Origin of the sequence: Afipia massiliensis, assembly GCF_014203115.1 — a bacterium.
GTDB lineage: Bacteria > Pseudomonadota > Alphaproteobacteria > Rhizobiales > Xanthobacteraceae > Afipia > Afipia massiliensis.
Genome location: NZ_JACHIJ010000003.1, coordinates 698,304 through 712,500, shown reverse-complemented (window position 1 = coordinate 712,500; position 14,197 = coordinate 698,304). Strand labels below are relative to the sequence as shown.

At 60.8% G+C, this 14,197-nt stretch carries 7 protein-coding genes, 2 tRNA genes, 2 rRNA genes and 1 riboswitch (1 of these 12 running past the window's edge); of the genes, 3 read left to right on the top strand and 8 right to left on the bottom strand.

Features of this window, described 5'->3' with window-relative positions; all coding sequences use genetic code 11:
• The 4 genes from HNQ36_RS13065 to HNQ36_RS13050 all read right to left on the bottom strand — a co-directional run.
• Positions 1-188, bottom strand: a 23S ribosomal RNA gene (locus HNQ36_RS13065); it reaches 2,632 nt to the left of the window's first position.
• A 498-nt stretch (positions 189-686) separates the two neighbouring features.
• A tRNA-Ala gene (locus HNQ36_RS13060) sits at positions 687-762 on the bottom strand.
• A 98-nt stretch (positions 763-860) separates the two neighbouring features.
• Positions 861-937: transfer RNA gene (locus tag HNQ36_RS13055), tRNA-Ile, on the bottom strand.
• A 223-nt stretch (positions 938-1,160) separates the two neighbouring features.
• Positions 1,161-2,649 (bottom strand): 16S ribosomal RNA (locus tag HNQ36_RS13050).
• Together the 16S and 23S rRNA genes with 2 tRNA genes alongside form the textbook arrangement of a ribosomal RNA operon.
• A 1,118-nt stretch (positions 2,650-3,767) precedes the next feature.
• On the opposite strand from HNQ36_RS13050, the gene HNQ36_RS13045 reads away from it, so the two are divergent.
• Both HNQ36_RS13045 and HNQ36_RS13040 read left to right on the top strand, forming a co-directional pair.
• Positions 3,768-5,798 (top strand): LysM peptidoglycan-binding domain-containing M23 family metallopeptidase, encoded by a 2,031-nt coding sequence (locus HNQ36_RS13045; protein WP_184085665.1) that lies wholly within the window; start codon positions 3,768-3,770, stop codon positions 5,796-5,798.
• Positions 5,799-5,965: 167 nt separating this feature from the next.
• Entirely contained in the window at positions 5,966-7,597 is a 1,632-nt protein-coding gene (locus HNQ36_RS13040) for a Vgb family protein (RefSeq protein ID WP_184085663.1), read from the top strand.
• 53 nt (positions 7,598-7,650) lie between these two features.
• Here the strand turns inward: HNQ36_RS13040 and clpB are convergent, their stop codons facing one another.
• Positions 7,651-10,284: an ATP-dependent chaperone ClpB gene (clpB, locus tag HNQ36_RS13035; protein WP_184085661.1), complete on the bottom strand. Its 2,634-nt coding sequence runs from the start codon at positions 10,282-10,284 to the stop codon at positions 7,651-7,653.
• Positions 10,285-10,505: 221 nt separating this feature from the next.
• Between clpB and HNQ36_RS13030 the strand changes: the two genes are divergently transcribed.
• Positions 10,506-11,291 carry an MOSC domain-containing protein gene (locus HNQ36_RS13030; protein ID WP_184085659.1) on the top strand — a complete coding sequence of 262 codons (786 nt, stop codon included), beginning with the start codon at positions 10,506-10,508 and terminating at the stop codon, positions 11,289-11,291.
• Here the strand turns inward: HNQ36_RS13030 and HNQ36_RS13025 are convergent.
• The 3 genes from HNQ36_RS13025 to metX all read right to left on the bottom strand — a co-directional run bounded on the left by HNQ36_RS13025 (position 11,275) and on the right by metX (position 13,947).
• The gene (locus HNQ36_RS13025; protein WP_184085657.1) at positions 11,275-11,886 is read right to left on the bottom strand and encodes an NlpC/P60 family protein; all 612 of its coding nucleotides are present in this window, start codon (positions 11,884-11,886) and stop codon (positions 11,275-11,277) included. The genes HNQ36_RS13030 and HNQ36_RS13025 overlap by 17 nt on opposite strands.
• Before the next feature lie 188 nt (positions 11,887-12,074).
• The gene (gene metW, locus HNQ36_RS13020; protein ID WP_184085655.1) at positions 12,075-12,734 is read right to left on the bottom strand and encodes a methionine biosynthesis protein MetW; all 660 of its coding nucleotides are present in this window, start codon (positions 12,732-12,734) and stop codon (positions 12,075-12,077) included.
• Positions 12,735-12,744: 10 nt separating this feature from the next.
• A complete protein-coding gene (gene metX / locus HNQ36_RS13015) occupies positions 12,745-13,947 on the bottom strand; it encodes a homoserine O-acetyltransferase MetX (protein ID WP_184085653.1) in 1,203 nt (400 codons plus the stop codon).
• 88 nt (positions 13,948-14,035) lie between these two features.
• Positions 14,036-14,115: riboswitch (SAM riboswitch) on the bottom strand.
• Positions 14,116-14,197: the final 82 nt, after the last annotated feature.

The following is a 14,197-nucleotide window of genomic DNA, read 5'->3' as shown; positions in this document are numbered from 1 at the left end:
AATCCAAACCCACGGTGACTTGCGTCATCGTGCGCTTAGAGTTTCGGCTATCGAAGGTGGGTTTCCCCATTCGGAAATCTGTGGATCAAAGCTCCTTCGCAGCTCCCCACAGCTTATCGCAGCGTAGCACGTCCTTCATCGCCTCTCATCGCCAAGGCATCCACCGAACACCCTTAAGGCACTTGATTGCTCTCATTATCAATATCCACACACTCGGCAGAATGTTGAACTGCACACTTGCTGAAGACCCGAAAGTCATCAGCGCGCCCCCTCGATAGAGGCTGCATGCAGCTGGATATGATTAGAAAGACCAGCTTGCTTCGTAAGATCGAACCGATAGTGAGGCGGTCAAGCTTCACTAATAAAGACGCTGTCACACAAGGTAACAACACCGGCCGTCTTGCGACGGCCAATGCCACCCGAACCATCTTGCGATGCTTCAGAATGAGCGGCCAGGAGATAATGCAAGAATCCGCAACGCATATCTTGCGATATGCCTCGCGATCCAAGCTCGGATCGATCTCCTCTTTACGATGTCAGAAATCCCGCAAGCAGCGTTCTGGTGAGAACATCTGCATGCGAATTGATATATCGCGGACAATAAAACAGGCGCCACCCGTATGGGGCACACTGTGAACACGCTGCACTGAGCAGTCGTCATGAACCCGTCGCTCCATCCAGACTTCTGGTGGAGGCAGACGGGATCGAACCGACGACCTCATGCTTGCAAAGCACGCGCTCTCCCAGCTGAGCTATGCCCCCGTTCCAGAAGACGAATGCTCAACGCAAAAGACAGCGTCAATACAAGATGCGATGTCGTGACGTGAGCGCAGCAACCGCAATGGATAGTCGCGCATATATGGTGGGCCTGGGAAGACTTGAACTTCCGACCTCACGCTTATCAAGCGCGCGCTCTAACCAACTGAGCTACAAGCCCTAACGACGAGGAGCTCGGTCGGCGCGACGTCGCATATGCAACGTGCATCGCTCAACGCCGCCCCTGGCGCGTGTTCGTCCGCGAAGAAAGAGAAACGAAGACGGCGGTGTCCCGCCAATGCAGCTCAGCGATTGATCCAATCACTGGCCACTGATGTTTCTAAAACGATCCGATAGTTGCCGAAATCTTGGAAGACTTTGGCAAGCTGAAGGACCATCCTTAGAAAGGAGGTGATCCAGCCGCAGGTTCCCCTACGGCTACCTTGTTACGACTTCACCCCAGTCGCTGACCCTACCGTGGTCAGCTGCCTCCCTTGCGGGTTAGCGCACTGCCTTCAGGTAGAACCAACTCCCATGGTGTGACGGGCGGTGTGTACAAGGCCCGGGAACGTATTCACCGTGGCATGCTGATCCACGATTACTAGCGATTCCAACTTCATGGGCTCGAGTTGCAGAGCCCAATCCGAACTGAGACGGCTTTTTGAGATTTGCGAAGGGTTGCCCCTTAGCGTCCCATTGTCACCGCCATTGTAGCACGTGTGTAGCCCAGCCCGTAAGGGCCATGAGGACTTGACGTCATCCCCACCTTCCTCGCGGCTTATCACCGGCAGTCTCCTTAGAGTGCTCAACTAAATGGTAGCAACTAAGGACGGGGGTTGCGCTCGTTGCGGGACTTAACCCAACATCTCACGACACGAGCTGACGACAGCCATGCAGCACCTGTGCTCTATGCCCCGAAGGGAAGGTTCCATCTCTGGTACCGGTCATAGACATGTCAAGGGCTGGTAAGGTTCTGCGCGTTGCGTCGAATTAAACCACATGCTCCACCGCTTGTGCGGGCCCCCGTCAATTCCTTTGAGTTTTAATCTTGCGACCGTACTCCCCAGGCGGAATGCTTAAAGCGTTAGCTGCGCCACTGAAGAGTAAACTCCCCAACGGCTGGCATTCATCGTTTACGGCGTGGACTACCAGGGTATCTAATCCTGTTTGCTCCCCACGCTTTCGTGCCTCAGCGTCAGTATCGGGCCAGTGAGCCGCCTTCGCCACTGGTGTTCTTGCGAATATCTACGAATTTCACCTCTACACTCGCAGTTCCACTCACCTCTCCCGAACTCAAGATCCTCAGTATCAAAGGCAGTTCTGGAGTTGAGCTCCAGGATTTCACCTCTGACTTAAAGACCCGCCTACGCACCCTTTACGCCCAGTGATTCCGAGCAACGCTAGCCCCCTTCGTATTACCGCGGCTGCTGGCACGAAGTTAGCCGGGGCTTATTCTTGCGGTACCGTCATTATCTTCCCGCACAAAAGAGCTTTACAACCCTAGGGCCTTCATCACTCACGCGGCATGGCTGGATCAGGCTTTCGCCCATTGTCCAATATTCCCCACTGCTGCCTCCCGTAGGAGTTTGGGCCGTGTCTCAGTCCCAATGTGGCTGATCATCCTCTCAGACCAGCTACTGATCGTCGCCTTGGTGAGCCATTACCTCACCAACTAGCTAATCAGACGCGGGCCGATCTTTCGGCGATAAATCTTTCCCCGTAAGGGCTTATCCGGTATTAGCTGAAGTTTCCCTCAGTTGTTCCGAACCAAAAGGTACGTTCCCACGCGTTACTCACCCGTCTGCCGCTGACGTATTGCTACGCCCGCTCGACTTGCATGTGTTAAGCCTGCCGCCAGCGTTCGCTCTGAGCCAGGATCAAACTCTCAAGTTGGACTTGAACTTTGAACCGGCTGATCACATCGTTTTGACGAGGTCCCACCATTTTTGGTCAACCGAAGCTGACCGCCGTCCGTGATTCACATCACTGACAGCGATGGTGTAACCTTATAAAACGTGTACCGCCGAAGTCTTTCGTCCGGCCCCAACCCTTTGAAAGCCGAAGCTTTCTCGTGATCGAGACCCGCAAGGACTCCGCCGTCCACGTTTCTCTTTCTTCATCTTTACTTGTCAAACAACCCGACGCAGAAGCGTCGCCCTCCCCGTAAGGGAGAAAATCTCGTTCTGATCTTCCAAAGTGAAGGTCATCAGGCGGCACCCCGTAGGATGCCAGCGCCCCGAAGGGAGCGAACCAGTAGACCCTCCCGAAGAAGGAAGCAATCTCTTTTTTCAGATTATCCGGCGATTTTTTCTTTCGAAGAAATCAGCGAACCTTCCTGAAGAAGAAGATTTGCCAAGCATCTATTCCTAGACCACCCGGCAACCTTACCTCGAAAGCAAATTCTCAACCGACATATATCGGTTGATGTTTCACTCTTCAAGGTGAGGAGCTTGTGAGACACAGACAATCGCCCGGGCCGTTGGGCCCCGGCGCCGCCGCGCTCAGTGGCCGTCTTATAGGGCAGGCTTTCGAAGGTTGTCAACGCCCTTGTCAAAAATCCGTCGCACTGCACCGAAGAAATTTTGCAACGCGAAGAAGTCCCCATTTTATCGGGCCTTCACGCCGTACTAGAGCCACATTCCTGCGACGTTCTGCACAGGAAACATGCCCTGGCCGGGCGAATAGAAGTATAGTTTCGGCCGGCCGGTTCGAAGATTCGGAGATGATGTAGGATTGTCGCCGAACTTTGGATCAAGCTTGGGATCGAATAATCATCCTGGGGATCGAAAACATCGAAGAGTTGCACGGCATCGACGTTCGGCAGGTCTCGCCAGTACTTTGGCGTACGGCGAATATCGGTGACGGAAAGACAACCAGGCGCTTGTGGCTCGATCGGCAACCCACCCGGGGCGCCATGAGCTGGACGAAGGCACACTGGCAGTTCGTTGAGTGGCGTTTCGTTTGAGTGCTGAGATCTGAGAGACTAAGACAAGACTTGGGGGACGGCAGTTTTGAACCACGGGACGTCACGCGGGGGACACTATGGGCGTGCCGGGATCATTGATCTCGGTCATGAGCCCCCGCTATCCGTCGACGGGTCGGAAGCCGCGGTCATCGACCGCCGCCGTGTCTCCGTGCAGTGGTTCAGCGGAACGATTCTCACTGGTCTGTGCGGCGCGGCTCTGATCGGCGGCGCCGTTTTTGCGTCGCTCGATGGCGAAATGACATTTGCCAAGGTCCCCGAGCGGGTCGAAGGCGCGCTGCGCGGCGCGTTTGGCGCCAATGACAAGGGGGCCGTCGCCCGCAAGAGCGATCGCCTTCCGCCGCCGAGCGAATCGGCAGCCGCCCGCCAGGTCATTCGCGTTTCCACCGTTGCCCGCGCCGGCAACCGCGACGTCATGAAGGTGCGCCCGTTCGTCCGTATCGCGGGCAACCTGTCGCTGACGACCAGCGACCTCTCCTCCAAGATTCCCGCCTTTAACGCCCAGCGCATGCTGACCGATGTCGGCACAGCGGCGCCCGCGGAAGGCGACGATTCGCAGAATCCCAATGCCGCCGAGCCGGATGCCGAAGTCTCGTTTGTGACGCGCGACCTCGCCTCGGTGCTGCCTCGCGCCAAGATTGCAGCCAACGTCGCAATCGACGAGGTGCTGCTGCGGGTGCGCGATGCATCGAACTGGCGCGGCAACAGCGCCGTCAAATATGCATCGAGCAACCCGGCCGATCTCAAGATGGCCTACGCCGCGGAAGGCACGCCCGATCCGTATGCCGGCTTCGAGGCCCGCGTGGTGCCGGAAAACGTCACCCTGCTGCCGAAGACCAAGGAACAGATCACCGGCGGCAACCCTTCAAGCGAACGCATTCACATCGTCAAGAAGGGCGAAACCGTCCAGACCATCCTGCGTGAAATGGGAGCCAGCCCCGGCGAAGCGCTGGCGATCGCCAACAATCTCGGCGCGCGCGGCCGCGACGGCGGCCTGAAGGAAGGCCAGAAGCTGCGCATCATGATGGCCGGCACCGGTCCGGGACTTCAGCGCCAGCAGCCGGTCCGCGTCATCGTCGCCAACGAAACCACCATCGAAGCGGTCGCCGCCCTGTCGGATCTCGGCAAATATGTCGCCGTCGACGTCCAGAGTTTCAACAGCGTGACGGAAACCGCCAATGCCAGCGACGACGATGACGAGGATGACGGCACCGGCGTGCGGCTCTATCAGAGCATCTACGAGACCGCGATGCGCAACAAGGTCCCGGCCACCGTCATCGAGGACATGATCCGCATCTACTCCTACGACGTCGACTTCCAGCGCAAGGTGCAGGCCGGCGACTCGTTCGAAGTGTTCTTCGCCGGCGAAGACGAAGCTCCGGTCAACACCGAAAAAACCGAAGTGCTGTACGCCGCCCTCACCGTCGGCGGCGAAACCAAGAAATACTACCGCTTCCAGGCGCCCGACGATTCCATCGTCGATTACTATGACGAGACCGGTAAGAGCGCGAAGAAGTTCCTGGTCCGCAAACCCGTCAACAACGCGATCATGCGCTCCGGCTTCGGCGGCCGCCGTCACCCCATCCTCGGCTATACCAAGATGCACACCGGCGTGGACTGGGCCGCGCCCTACGGCACACCGATCTTCGCATCCGGCAACGGCACCGTCGAGAAAGCCGGCTGGGAAGGCGGCTACGGCAAATATATCCGCGTCAAGCATCCCAACGGATATGAAACCGCCTATGGCCACATGACCGCTTTCGCCAAGGGCATGGAGCCCGGCAAGCGCGTGCGGCAGGGCCAGGTGATCGGCTTCGTCGGATCGACCGGCCTCTCCACCGGCGCGCATGTGCACTACGAAATTCTGGTCAACGGCCGCTTCGTCGATCCGATGCGCATCAAGCTGCCGCGCGGACGTTCGCTCGATGGTCCGATGCTGGCGAGCTTTGAGACCGAACGCGACCGGCTCGACGGCATGATCAACAGCCGCCCGGGCGGCACACGTCCGCAGCCGCAGGCCGCCAAGGGCCAGAAGACGGCGCAGGCAAACGACCGCTGATTTCACGACGGTTAAGTTTCACGACAAAATTTCTCGATGTTTAAAACAGCGCCGCGCTGCGCGGTTGATGTCGCGTGCGTTGCAATGTCGGTTTCCGTTGCCAAGCAAGGCGCACCGACAAATACTCCCCGCATAAAAATCATACGTAAACGCCGGGAGGTTCGGTCATGAGACATCGGTTCGTCGTGTGCACGACAATTGCCGCGCTCGCGGTCGGCGCCGCCACCGCAGCCTTCGCGCAAGCCTACGAGGTGACGAAGCTGGTGCCGGGTTCGGCATTCCACGGCGTGCATGGGCTCGGCATCGACAAGAGCGGGCGGCTGTTCGCGGGCAGCGTCGCCGGTGCCGCGCTTTACGAAGTCGACCGCAACGCCGGCACGGCGAAAATTTCGATCTCCACCGCAGACGGCGGCATGGCGGACGACATCGCCCTTGCGCCCGACGGCACCATGGCGTGGACCGGATTCCTCACCGGCGATCTCTACGCGCGCAAGGGCGACGGCCCGATCAGGAAACTCGCGTCCGGCCTGCCCGGAATCAATTCGCTGGCGTTCCGCAAGGATGGCCGGCTGTACGCCACGCAGGTGTTCCTTGGCGACGCGCTTTACGAAATCGACATTGAGGGCGCGAAACCTCCGCGCAAGATCATGGAGAAGATGGGCGGTCTGAACGGATTCGAATTCGGTCCCGACGACAGGCTGTACGGGCCGCTCTGGTTCAAAGGCCAGGTCGTGAAGGTCGATGTCGACAAGGGCGAGTTCGCCGTCGTCGCCGAAGGCTTCAAGGTTCCGGCCGCGGTGAACTTCGATTCGAAGGGCAATCTCTGGGTGGTGGACACCGCACTCGGCCAGCTCGTGAAGGTCGATCCGAAGACCGGCACGAAGAAGGTCACGGCCCAGCTCAAGCCTGCGCTCGACAATCTCGCCATCGACGGAAACGACCGCATCTTCGTGTCCAACATGGCCGATAACGGCATTCAGGAGATCGATCCCGAAACCGGCGCCGCCAAGCAGGTCATCATCGGGCAACTCTCGCTGCCCGGCGGCATCGGCGTCGTGAGCGACAACGGCACGGACACGGTCTACGTCGCCGACGTTTTTGCCTATCGCACCGTTGACGGCTCTACCGGCAAGGTCAGCGAACCGGCGCGCATGCACGCCGAGGGCGTCACGCTGGAATATCCGATGAGCGCGACGGCGAAAGGCGATTTCGTTCTGCTGTCGAGCTGGTTCACCGGCACGGTGCAACTGATCGACCGTAAGACCGGCAAGACCGTGGAAATGCTGCACGGCTTCACGGCTCCGCACGACGCAGTCCGCCTCGGCGACGGCAGTATCCTGGTCAATGAACTCGGCACGAAATCGCTGGTGCGCGCCAGCAGCGAGCACGGCAAGGACCGCAAAACGATCGCCAGCGATCTGGCCGGTCCGGTTGGCCTTGTCGCTGCGAACGACAACACCGCCTATGTGACGGAAGCGTTTGCGGGGCTGGTGTCGAAGGTCGATGTCGCGAGCGGCGCCAAGAGCGTCGTCGCCAAGGATCTGAAAGGTCCGGAAGGCATCGCGCTGGCGCCGGACGGCAAGCTGATCGTCGCGGAGGTCGGTGCCAAGCGCGTGATCTCGATCGATCCGCAGACCGGCACCGTCACCGAACTCGCCGGCAACCTGCCGATCGGGCTTGCGGGTGCTGCGGGAACCTTGCCGACGAACATTCCGACCGGCGTCGGCGTCGGCGCATCGGGAACGATCTATGTGTCATCCGACATCGAAAACGCGATCTACACGCTGAAGAAAAAATAATCGGCGCAGATGCTGATAAAAAAAGCCGGGCATGTTGCCCGGCTTTTTGTTTCTTAGTTCAGCTTGCTCTTCGGCACCGGCGGCGCCTCGGCATCGATCTTGGCGAGCTGACCGTTGAAGGTCAGGCCGCCATCGCCGGCCGAAACCGCAACGGTTTCGCCGTCATGGACACGGCCAGCCAGAATCATCTCCGCCAGCGGGTCCTGCACGGCGCGCTGGATCGCACGCTTCAGGGGCCGTGCGCCGTAAGCCGGATCCCATCCCTTCGCAGCCAGCCAGTCGCGCGCCTTGTCATCCAGCGTCAGCGTGATCTTGCGATCCGCCAAGAGCTTCGACAGCCGTTGCATCTGGATGTCGACGATGCGGCCCATCTCAGTTCGCTGCAATCGGTGGAACAAGATGATCTCGTCGACGCGGTTGAGGAATTCCGGACGGAAGCTCGAGCGCACGATGGCCATGACCTGATCGCGCACCGCGGCCGTATCCTCGCCCTCGGCCTGACTCACCAGATACTCCGAACCAAGATTCGAGGTCATGATGATCAGCGTGTTGCGGAAATCGACGGTGCGGCCCTGACCGTCGGTCAGGCGGCCGTCGTCGAGCACCTGCAGCAACACGTTGAACACATCGGGATGCGCCTTCTCGATCTCGTCGAACAGCACAACCTGATACGGACGACGACGCACCGCTTCGGTGAGCGCGCCGCCCTCGTCATAGCCGACATAGCCCGGAGGCGCGCCGATCAGCCGCGCGACCGAATGCTTCTCCATATATTCGGACATGTCCATGCGCACCAAAGCGGTCTCGTCGTCGAACAGATATTCGGCGAGCGCCTTGGTCAGCTCGGTCTTGCCGACGCCGGTGGGGCCAAGGAACATGAACGAGCCGATCGGACGGTTGGGATCCTGCAATCCGGCGCGCGAACGCCGCACCGCGGTGGACACCGCCGTCACCGCTTCGGCCTGGCCGATCACGCGCTGCGCAAGCTGCAGCTCCATCTTGAGCAGCTTCTCGCGTTCGCCCTCGAGCATCTTGTCGACCGGAATGCCGGTCCAGCGCGACACCACCTGCGCGACGTGGCTGGCCGTCACCGCTTCCTCGAGCACGATATTGCCGGCCTTCTCGCTCTCCTCGAGCGCCTTCAGCCGCTTTTCGAGATCGGGAATGCGGCCATAGGCCAGCTCGCCCGCCTTCTGGAATTCGCCGCGCCGCTGCGCGTCGGCGAGTTCCTGACGCGCCTGCTCCAGTTCGCTTTTGACCTTCTGGGCATCGGACAGCTTGTCGCGCTCCGACTGCCACTTCGCAGTCAGCGCGTTGCCCTTCTCTTCGAGCTCGACAAGTTCCTTCTCCAGTCGCTGCAGGCGATCTTTTGAGGCCGAGTCTGTTTCCTTCTTCAGCGCCTCCTGCTCGATCTTCAACCGCACGATCTCGCGGTCGATATTGTCGAGCTCTTCCGGCTTGGAATCGATCTGCATCTTCAGCCGCGCCGCGGCCTCGTCGATCAGGTCGATGGCCTTGTCGGGCAGAAAGCGGTCGGTGATGTAGCGGTTCGACAGCGTCGCGGCAGCCACGATCGCGGAGTCCGTGATGCGGACACCGTGATGCAGCTCGTACTTCTCTTTCAGACCACGCAGGATCGACACCGCATCCTCGACGCTCGGTTCGCTGACGAACACCGGCTGAAAACGGCGGGCGAGCGCCGCGTCCTTTTCCACATGCTTGCGGTATTCATCGAGCGTGGTCGCGCCGATGCAATGCAGTTCGCCGCGCGCCAGAGCGGGCTTGAGCAGGTTCGACGCATCCATCGCGCCGTCGGCCTTGCCCGCGCCGACCAGCGTGTGCATCTCGTCGATGAACAGGATGATCTGACCATCGGAACCGGTGACCTCGGAGAGCACGGCCTTCAGCCGCTCCTCGAACTCGCCGCGATACTTCGCACCGGCGATCAGCGCGCCGAGATCGAGCGACAGGACCATCTTGTCCTTGAGGCTCTCGGGCACATCGCCGTTGATGATGCGCAGCGCAAGACCTTCGACGATGGCGGTCTTGCCGACGCCGGGCTCGCCGATCAGCACCGGGTTGTTCTTGGTGCGGCGTGACAGAACCTGAATCGTGCGGCGGATTTCCTCGTCGCGGCCGATCACCGGATCGAGCTTGCCGTCGCGCGCGGCCTGAGTGAGGTCGCGGGCATATTTCTTCAGCGCATCGTAGGCGTTTTCCGCCGACGCGCTATCGGCGGTGCGGCCCTTGCGCAGTGCATTGATGGCGGCGTTGAGATTTTGCGGCGTGACGCCGCCTTTCGCGAGCAGGGTGCCCGCCTCGCTGTCCTTGTCGAGCGCGAGCGCCAGCAACAGCCGCTCCACGGTGACGAAACTGTCGCCGGCCTTGTCGGCGGCCTGCTCGGCGGCGTCGAAGGCGCGCGCGGTCGCCGGGGCCAGATACACCTGCCCTGCGCCTCCACCAGACACTTTTGGCATCTTGCCCAACGCATCCTCGGTGGCTTTCAGGATCGCGCGCGAATTCCCGCCCGAGCGATCGATCAGGCCGCCGGCCAGACCTTCGCTGTCGTCGAGCAACACTTTCAGGATGTGCAGGGGCGTGAATTGCTGATGGCCCTCACGCACGGCCAATGTCTGCGCCGACTGGATGAATCCCTTCACGCGGTCGGTGTATTTCTCAATGTTCATTCGGTTTCCCTCAGCCTGCCATATCCGCCCCGAAGGCACGGATTTTAGCATCTTCAATGGGTTTCCGCCCTCCCGGCACCGATGGCTCGGCCGGGGCGGAGATGTCGCCGGCGCCACGGCCGGCTTGGTCCTCATGTGGGAACTTGGTCCGGATTCGGAAAGAGGCCTGCCCCTCGAAATCGCCGGGTAGCGCGGGACAAAATCATGCCCTAGAAAACCACATGCACGGAACCCCCGCAGTCACCGTTAACGGTATCTATCGCTATCCCGTCAAAGGCCTGTCACCGGAAGCGCTCCCCAGCGTCACCCTGCGTGAAGGCCAGACGCTGCCAGCCGACCGGCGCTACGCCATCGAGAACGGCCCGAGCGGTTTCGCCCCGGCCGATCCGAAGTACTTTCCGAAAAGCCGTTTCCTGATGCTGATGCGCAATGAAAGTCTCGCGGGACTTCAGACCCGGTATGACGACGCCAGCAACATCCTGACCATCCACGCCAACGGCGCGGAGGCCGTGCGCGGCGATCTCGAAACGCAGGAGGGCCGCGCCGCCATCGAGACCTTTTTCAAGGAGAATTTTGCGCCCGAGTTGAAGGGACCGCCGAAGATCCTCGCGGCTCCCGGCCACAGCTTCTCCGATGTAGCCGCTAAGGTCGTGTCGATCATCAATCTGGCCAGCGTGGCGGCGATCGAAACCGTCGTCGGGCAGCCGGTTCACCCGCTGCGCTTTCGCGGCAATCTCTATGTCAACGGCTGGCCCGCGTGGCATGAATTCGATCTGCTCGGGAAAGAACTGACCATCGGCAGCGTACAGCTGAAGGTGATCAAGCGGATCGTGCGCTGCGCCGCCGTCAATGTCGATCCGGTCACCGCCGAACGCGATATGAATATCCCGCACGCATTGATGCAGACGTTCGATCACGCCGATTGCGGCGTCTATGCCGAGGTGATCGCCGGAGGCAGCATTGCCACCGGCGATACGGTAACTGAGCTTATCAGCTCGACGGCATGACGTAGGCGTAGATGCGCCCGCGCGAATAGCTTGCCTCGGCAACACGGCGGCCGTGGTTGCCGGAGATCACGATCGGATTGCCCTTGGCATCGATGCCGCTAACGACCCCGACATGGCCGCCGCGGCGGCCACGTGACATGACCGCAATGGCGCCGACCTGCGGGCCGGAGATGCGCTGGCCGTAGCTCGCGAACGAACGCGCCATGTCCGAACCGGTGCCTTTGTGCCCGGACTTCTCGAGAACCATGTTCATGAAGCGCGCGCACCACAGACTGGCCCGGCTCGTGGGATTCCCGCTGCCGATGTACCGCCGCGCTTCGGCAACAAGGTTCGATCCGCCGAAGCCACCGAAACCCTGCGAGGTCGAATTTTCGACCGGCGCCGCTTTGACGGAACGGCCGCGCCGCGCGTGATGGCGAGTGCGGTGGCTATAGTGCTTTTTGGCGTGATGCTTGGAATGGTGGGCGTGATAGTGCCGGCTTGCGCCGTGATGTGGCCTCGCCGAAGCCGGTGTCGCCATTGCGACGATTGCCACCGAACATAGCGCCAGCGCGGCGCCTCGAAGTGGCAGGCGAAATTTACGCAATACAGTCATCCAATAGTCCCCGTGACACCCCTGTGCCCCATCGTTCGCACGCGAACGACATACTGCAGCGCACAAAACGGGTCGGTGTGACGGGAGCAAGACGCGATAAGGCGCCCCGCGGAGTCATTTCGCGGCGATAGCGGGAAGATTTCGTGGCGAGAATGCGAACATACACGGCCACATTGGAGCCGTGAATATTAATCGCGGCGCGTGAGTAGGAAGACACCCTGCTCGCCGAACATGTTCCAGAACCACCATGGCGCGTTGAGCCGCAGCGGCCGGCCATAAAGATCGAGCGCGACGGCACGCTCCATCTTGACGTTGATCTCGTCGCAGAGCTGGACGAAATCCTTGATGGTGCAGAAATGGATGTTCGGCGTGTCGTACCACGTCGCTGGCAGGTTGTCGGTGCGCGGCATCTGGCCTTTCACAAGCAACTGGAGCCGCATTTTCCAGTGCCCGAAATTCGGAAACGACACGATGGCGCGGTGGCCGATGCGCAGCAGGTTTTCCAGCACCACGCGCGGCTGGCGGGTCGCCTGCAAGGTCTGCGACAGGATCACGTAGTCGAACGCATCGTCGGGATAGTTGATCAGATCGGTGTCGGCGTCGCCCTGCACCACCGCGAGTCCCTTGGCGACGCAGCGATTCACCCCCTCGCGCGACAGTTCGATGCCACGCCCGTCGACGCCGCGCGTCTCCAGCAGCCGCAGCAGATCGCCCTCGCCGCAGCCGACGTCGAGCACCCTTGAGCCGGGCTCGACCATCTGTGCGACCAGCAGATGGTCCGCGCGATAGCCGTTCTCGGTGACGGGAAGAACCGCGGTCTGGCGAAACGCTTGATCCTGGATCGTCATGATCGCGCTCCTACCGGCTCGCCGAGGTCAGGCCGTGCGCCGACGCGGCCGATTCCAGAAATGCGCGCGAGATTTCAATGAACTCAGGCACATCGAGCAGGAACGCATCGTGTCCCCGGTCGGTCTCGATTTCCGCGAACGACACTCGCGCGCTGCCGGCATTGAGCGCATGCACGACCGCGCGCGATTCCGACGTCGGAAACAGCCAGTCGCTGGTGAACGACACCACGCAAAAGCGCGTGCGCGTACCGCGCCAGGCTTCCGCCAGCACGCCGTCATGGTCGGCAGCGATGTCGAAATAATCCATCGCGCGTGTCAGGTAGAGATAGCTGTTGGCGTCGAACCGCTCGACGAACGACGAGCCCTGATGGCGCAGATAGCTTTCCACTTCGAAGTCGGCGTCAAATGAGAAGGTCGGAACCTCACGATCCTGCAAACGCCGGCCGAACTTGCGATGCAAGGCGGCGTCGGACAGATACGTGATATGCGCGGCCATGCGGGCGACACCGAGCCCGCGGCGCGGATGGGCGTCGTCCTCGAAATAGCGCCCGCCGCGCCAATCCGGATCGGCCATCACCGCCTGACGGCCAAGCTCATGGAACGCGATGTTCTGCGCGGAATGCCGCGTGCTGCACGCCACCGCCAGCGCGGAAAACACGCGCTCCGGATAGGCCGCGGTCCATTGCAGCGCCTGCATGCCGCCCATCGATCCACCGACGACAGCGAACAGTTTCTCGATGCCGAGATGATCGAGCAGCATCGCCTGCGCCCGCACCATGTCGGGAATGGTGATGACAGGGAAATCGAGGCCCCACAGTTTACCGGTCGCAGGATTTGTCGATGACGGACCGGTCGAACCCATGCAGCCGCCAACCACGTTGGCGCACACGACGTAGTAGCGATCCGTGTCGATCGGCTTGCCGGGGCCAACCAGCGTTTCCCACCAACCGGGCTTGCCGGTGACCGGATGCACATTCGCGACATGCTGATCCCCGGTCAGCGCATGGCAGATCAGAATGGCGTTGGAGCGATCCGCATTGAGCTGGCCGTAGGCCTGATAGGCAATCTGGAACGGCGCGAGATCGATGCCGCAGTCCAGCCGCAGCGGCTTGTCCGCACCGAATTGCGCGACCAGCGACGACGGATGATCCGCCTCGTGCGCGCGCTCGGTAGACGCCGTATCACCACTCTTCAACGGTTTGACATTAACCATCTTGCTACTGGCCTCCTCAGAAGGTCGCGAGACCAACATCGGAAATCAGGCCACAAAAAACCCGGCCTGAAACGAGGTTCGGCCGGGATCACTTATGTCCCCGGCCTGTTTAGCGAGTTGTTTAACGTGGCTGCAAGCCGGCCGGCTCAAATGACCACGGAATAGCTAAGTTACTAATCACGAACGGCCTTTTCGTCAAGCTGCACCGCGAAAGCGCGGACTGTCCCTGCCACGGTTTGAGGCTGGAATT

Excerpts from the sequence above, each read along its gene's own strand:
- HNQ36_RS13040 (WP_184085663.1), top strand. The coding sequence starts at position 5,966 with ATGAGACATCGGTTCGTCGTGTGCACGACAATTGCCGCGCTCGCGGTC.
- clpB (WP_184085661.1), bottom strand. The coding sequence starts at position 10,284 with ATGAACATTGAGAAATACACCGACCGCGTGAAGGGATTCATCCAGTCG.
- HNQ36_RS13030 (WP_184085659.1), top strand. The coding sequence starts at position 10,506 with ATGCACGGAACCCCCGCAGTCACCGTTAACGGTATCTATCGCTATCCC.
- HNQ36_RS13025 (WP_184085657.1), bottom strand. The coding sequence starts at position 11,886 with ATGACTGTATTGCGTAAATTTCGCCTGCCACTTCGAGGCGCCGCGCTG.
- metW (WP_184085655.1), bottom strand. The coding sequence starts at position 12,734 with ATGACGATCCAGGATCAAGCGTTTCGCCAGACCGCGGTTCTTCCCGTC.
- metX (WP_184085653.1), bottom strand. The coding sequence starts at position 13,947 with ATGGTTAATGTCAAACCGTTGAAGAGTGGTGATACGGCGTCTACCGAG.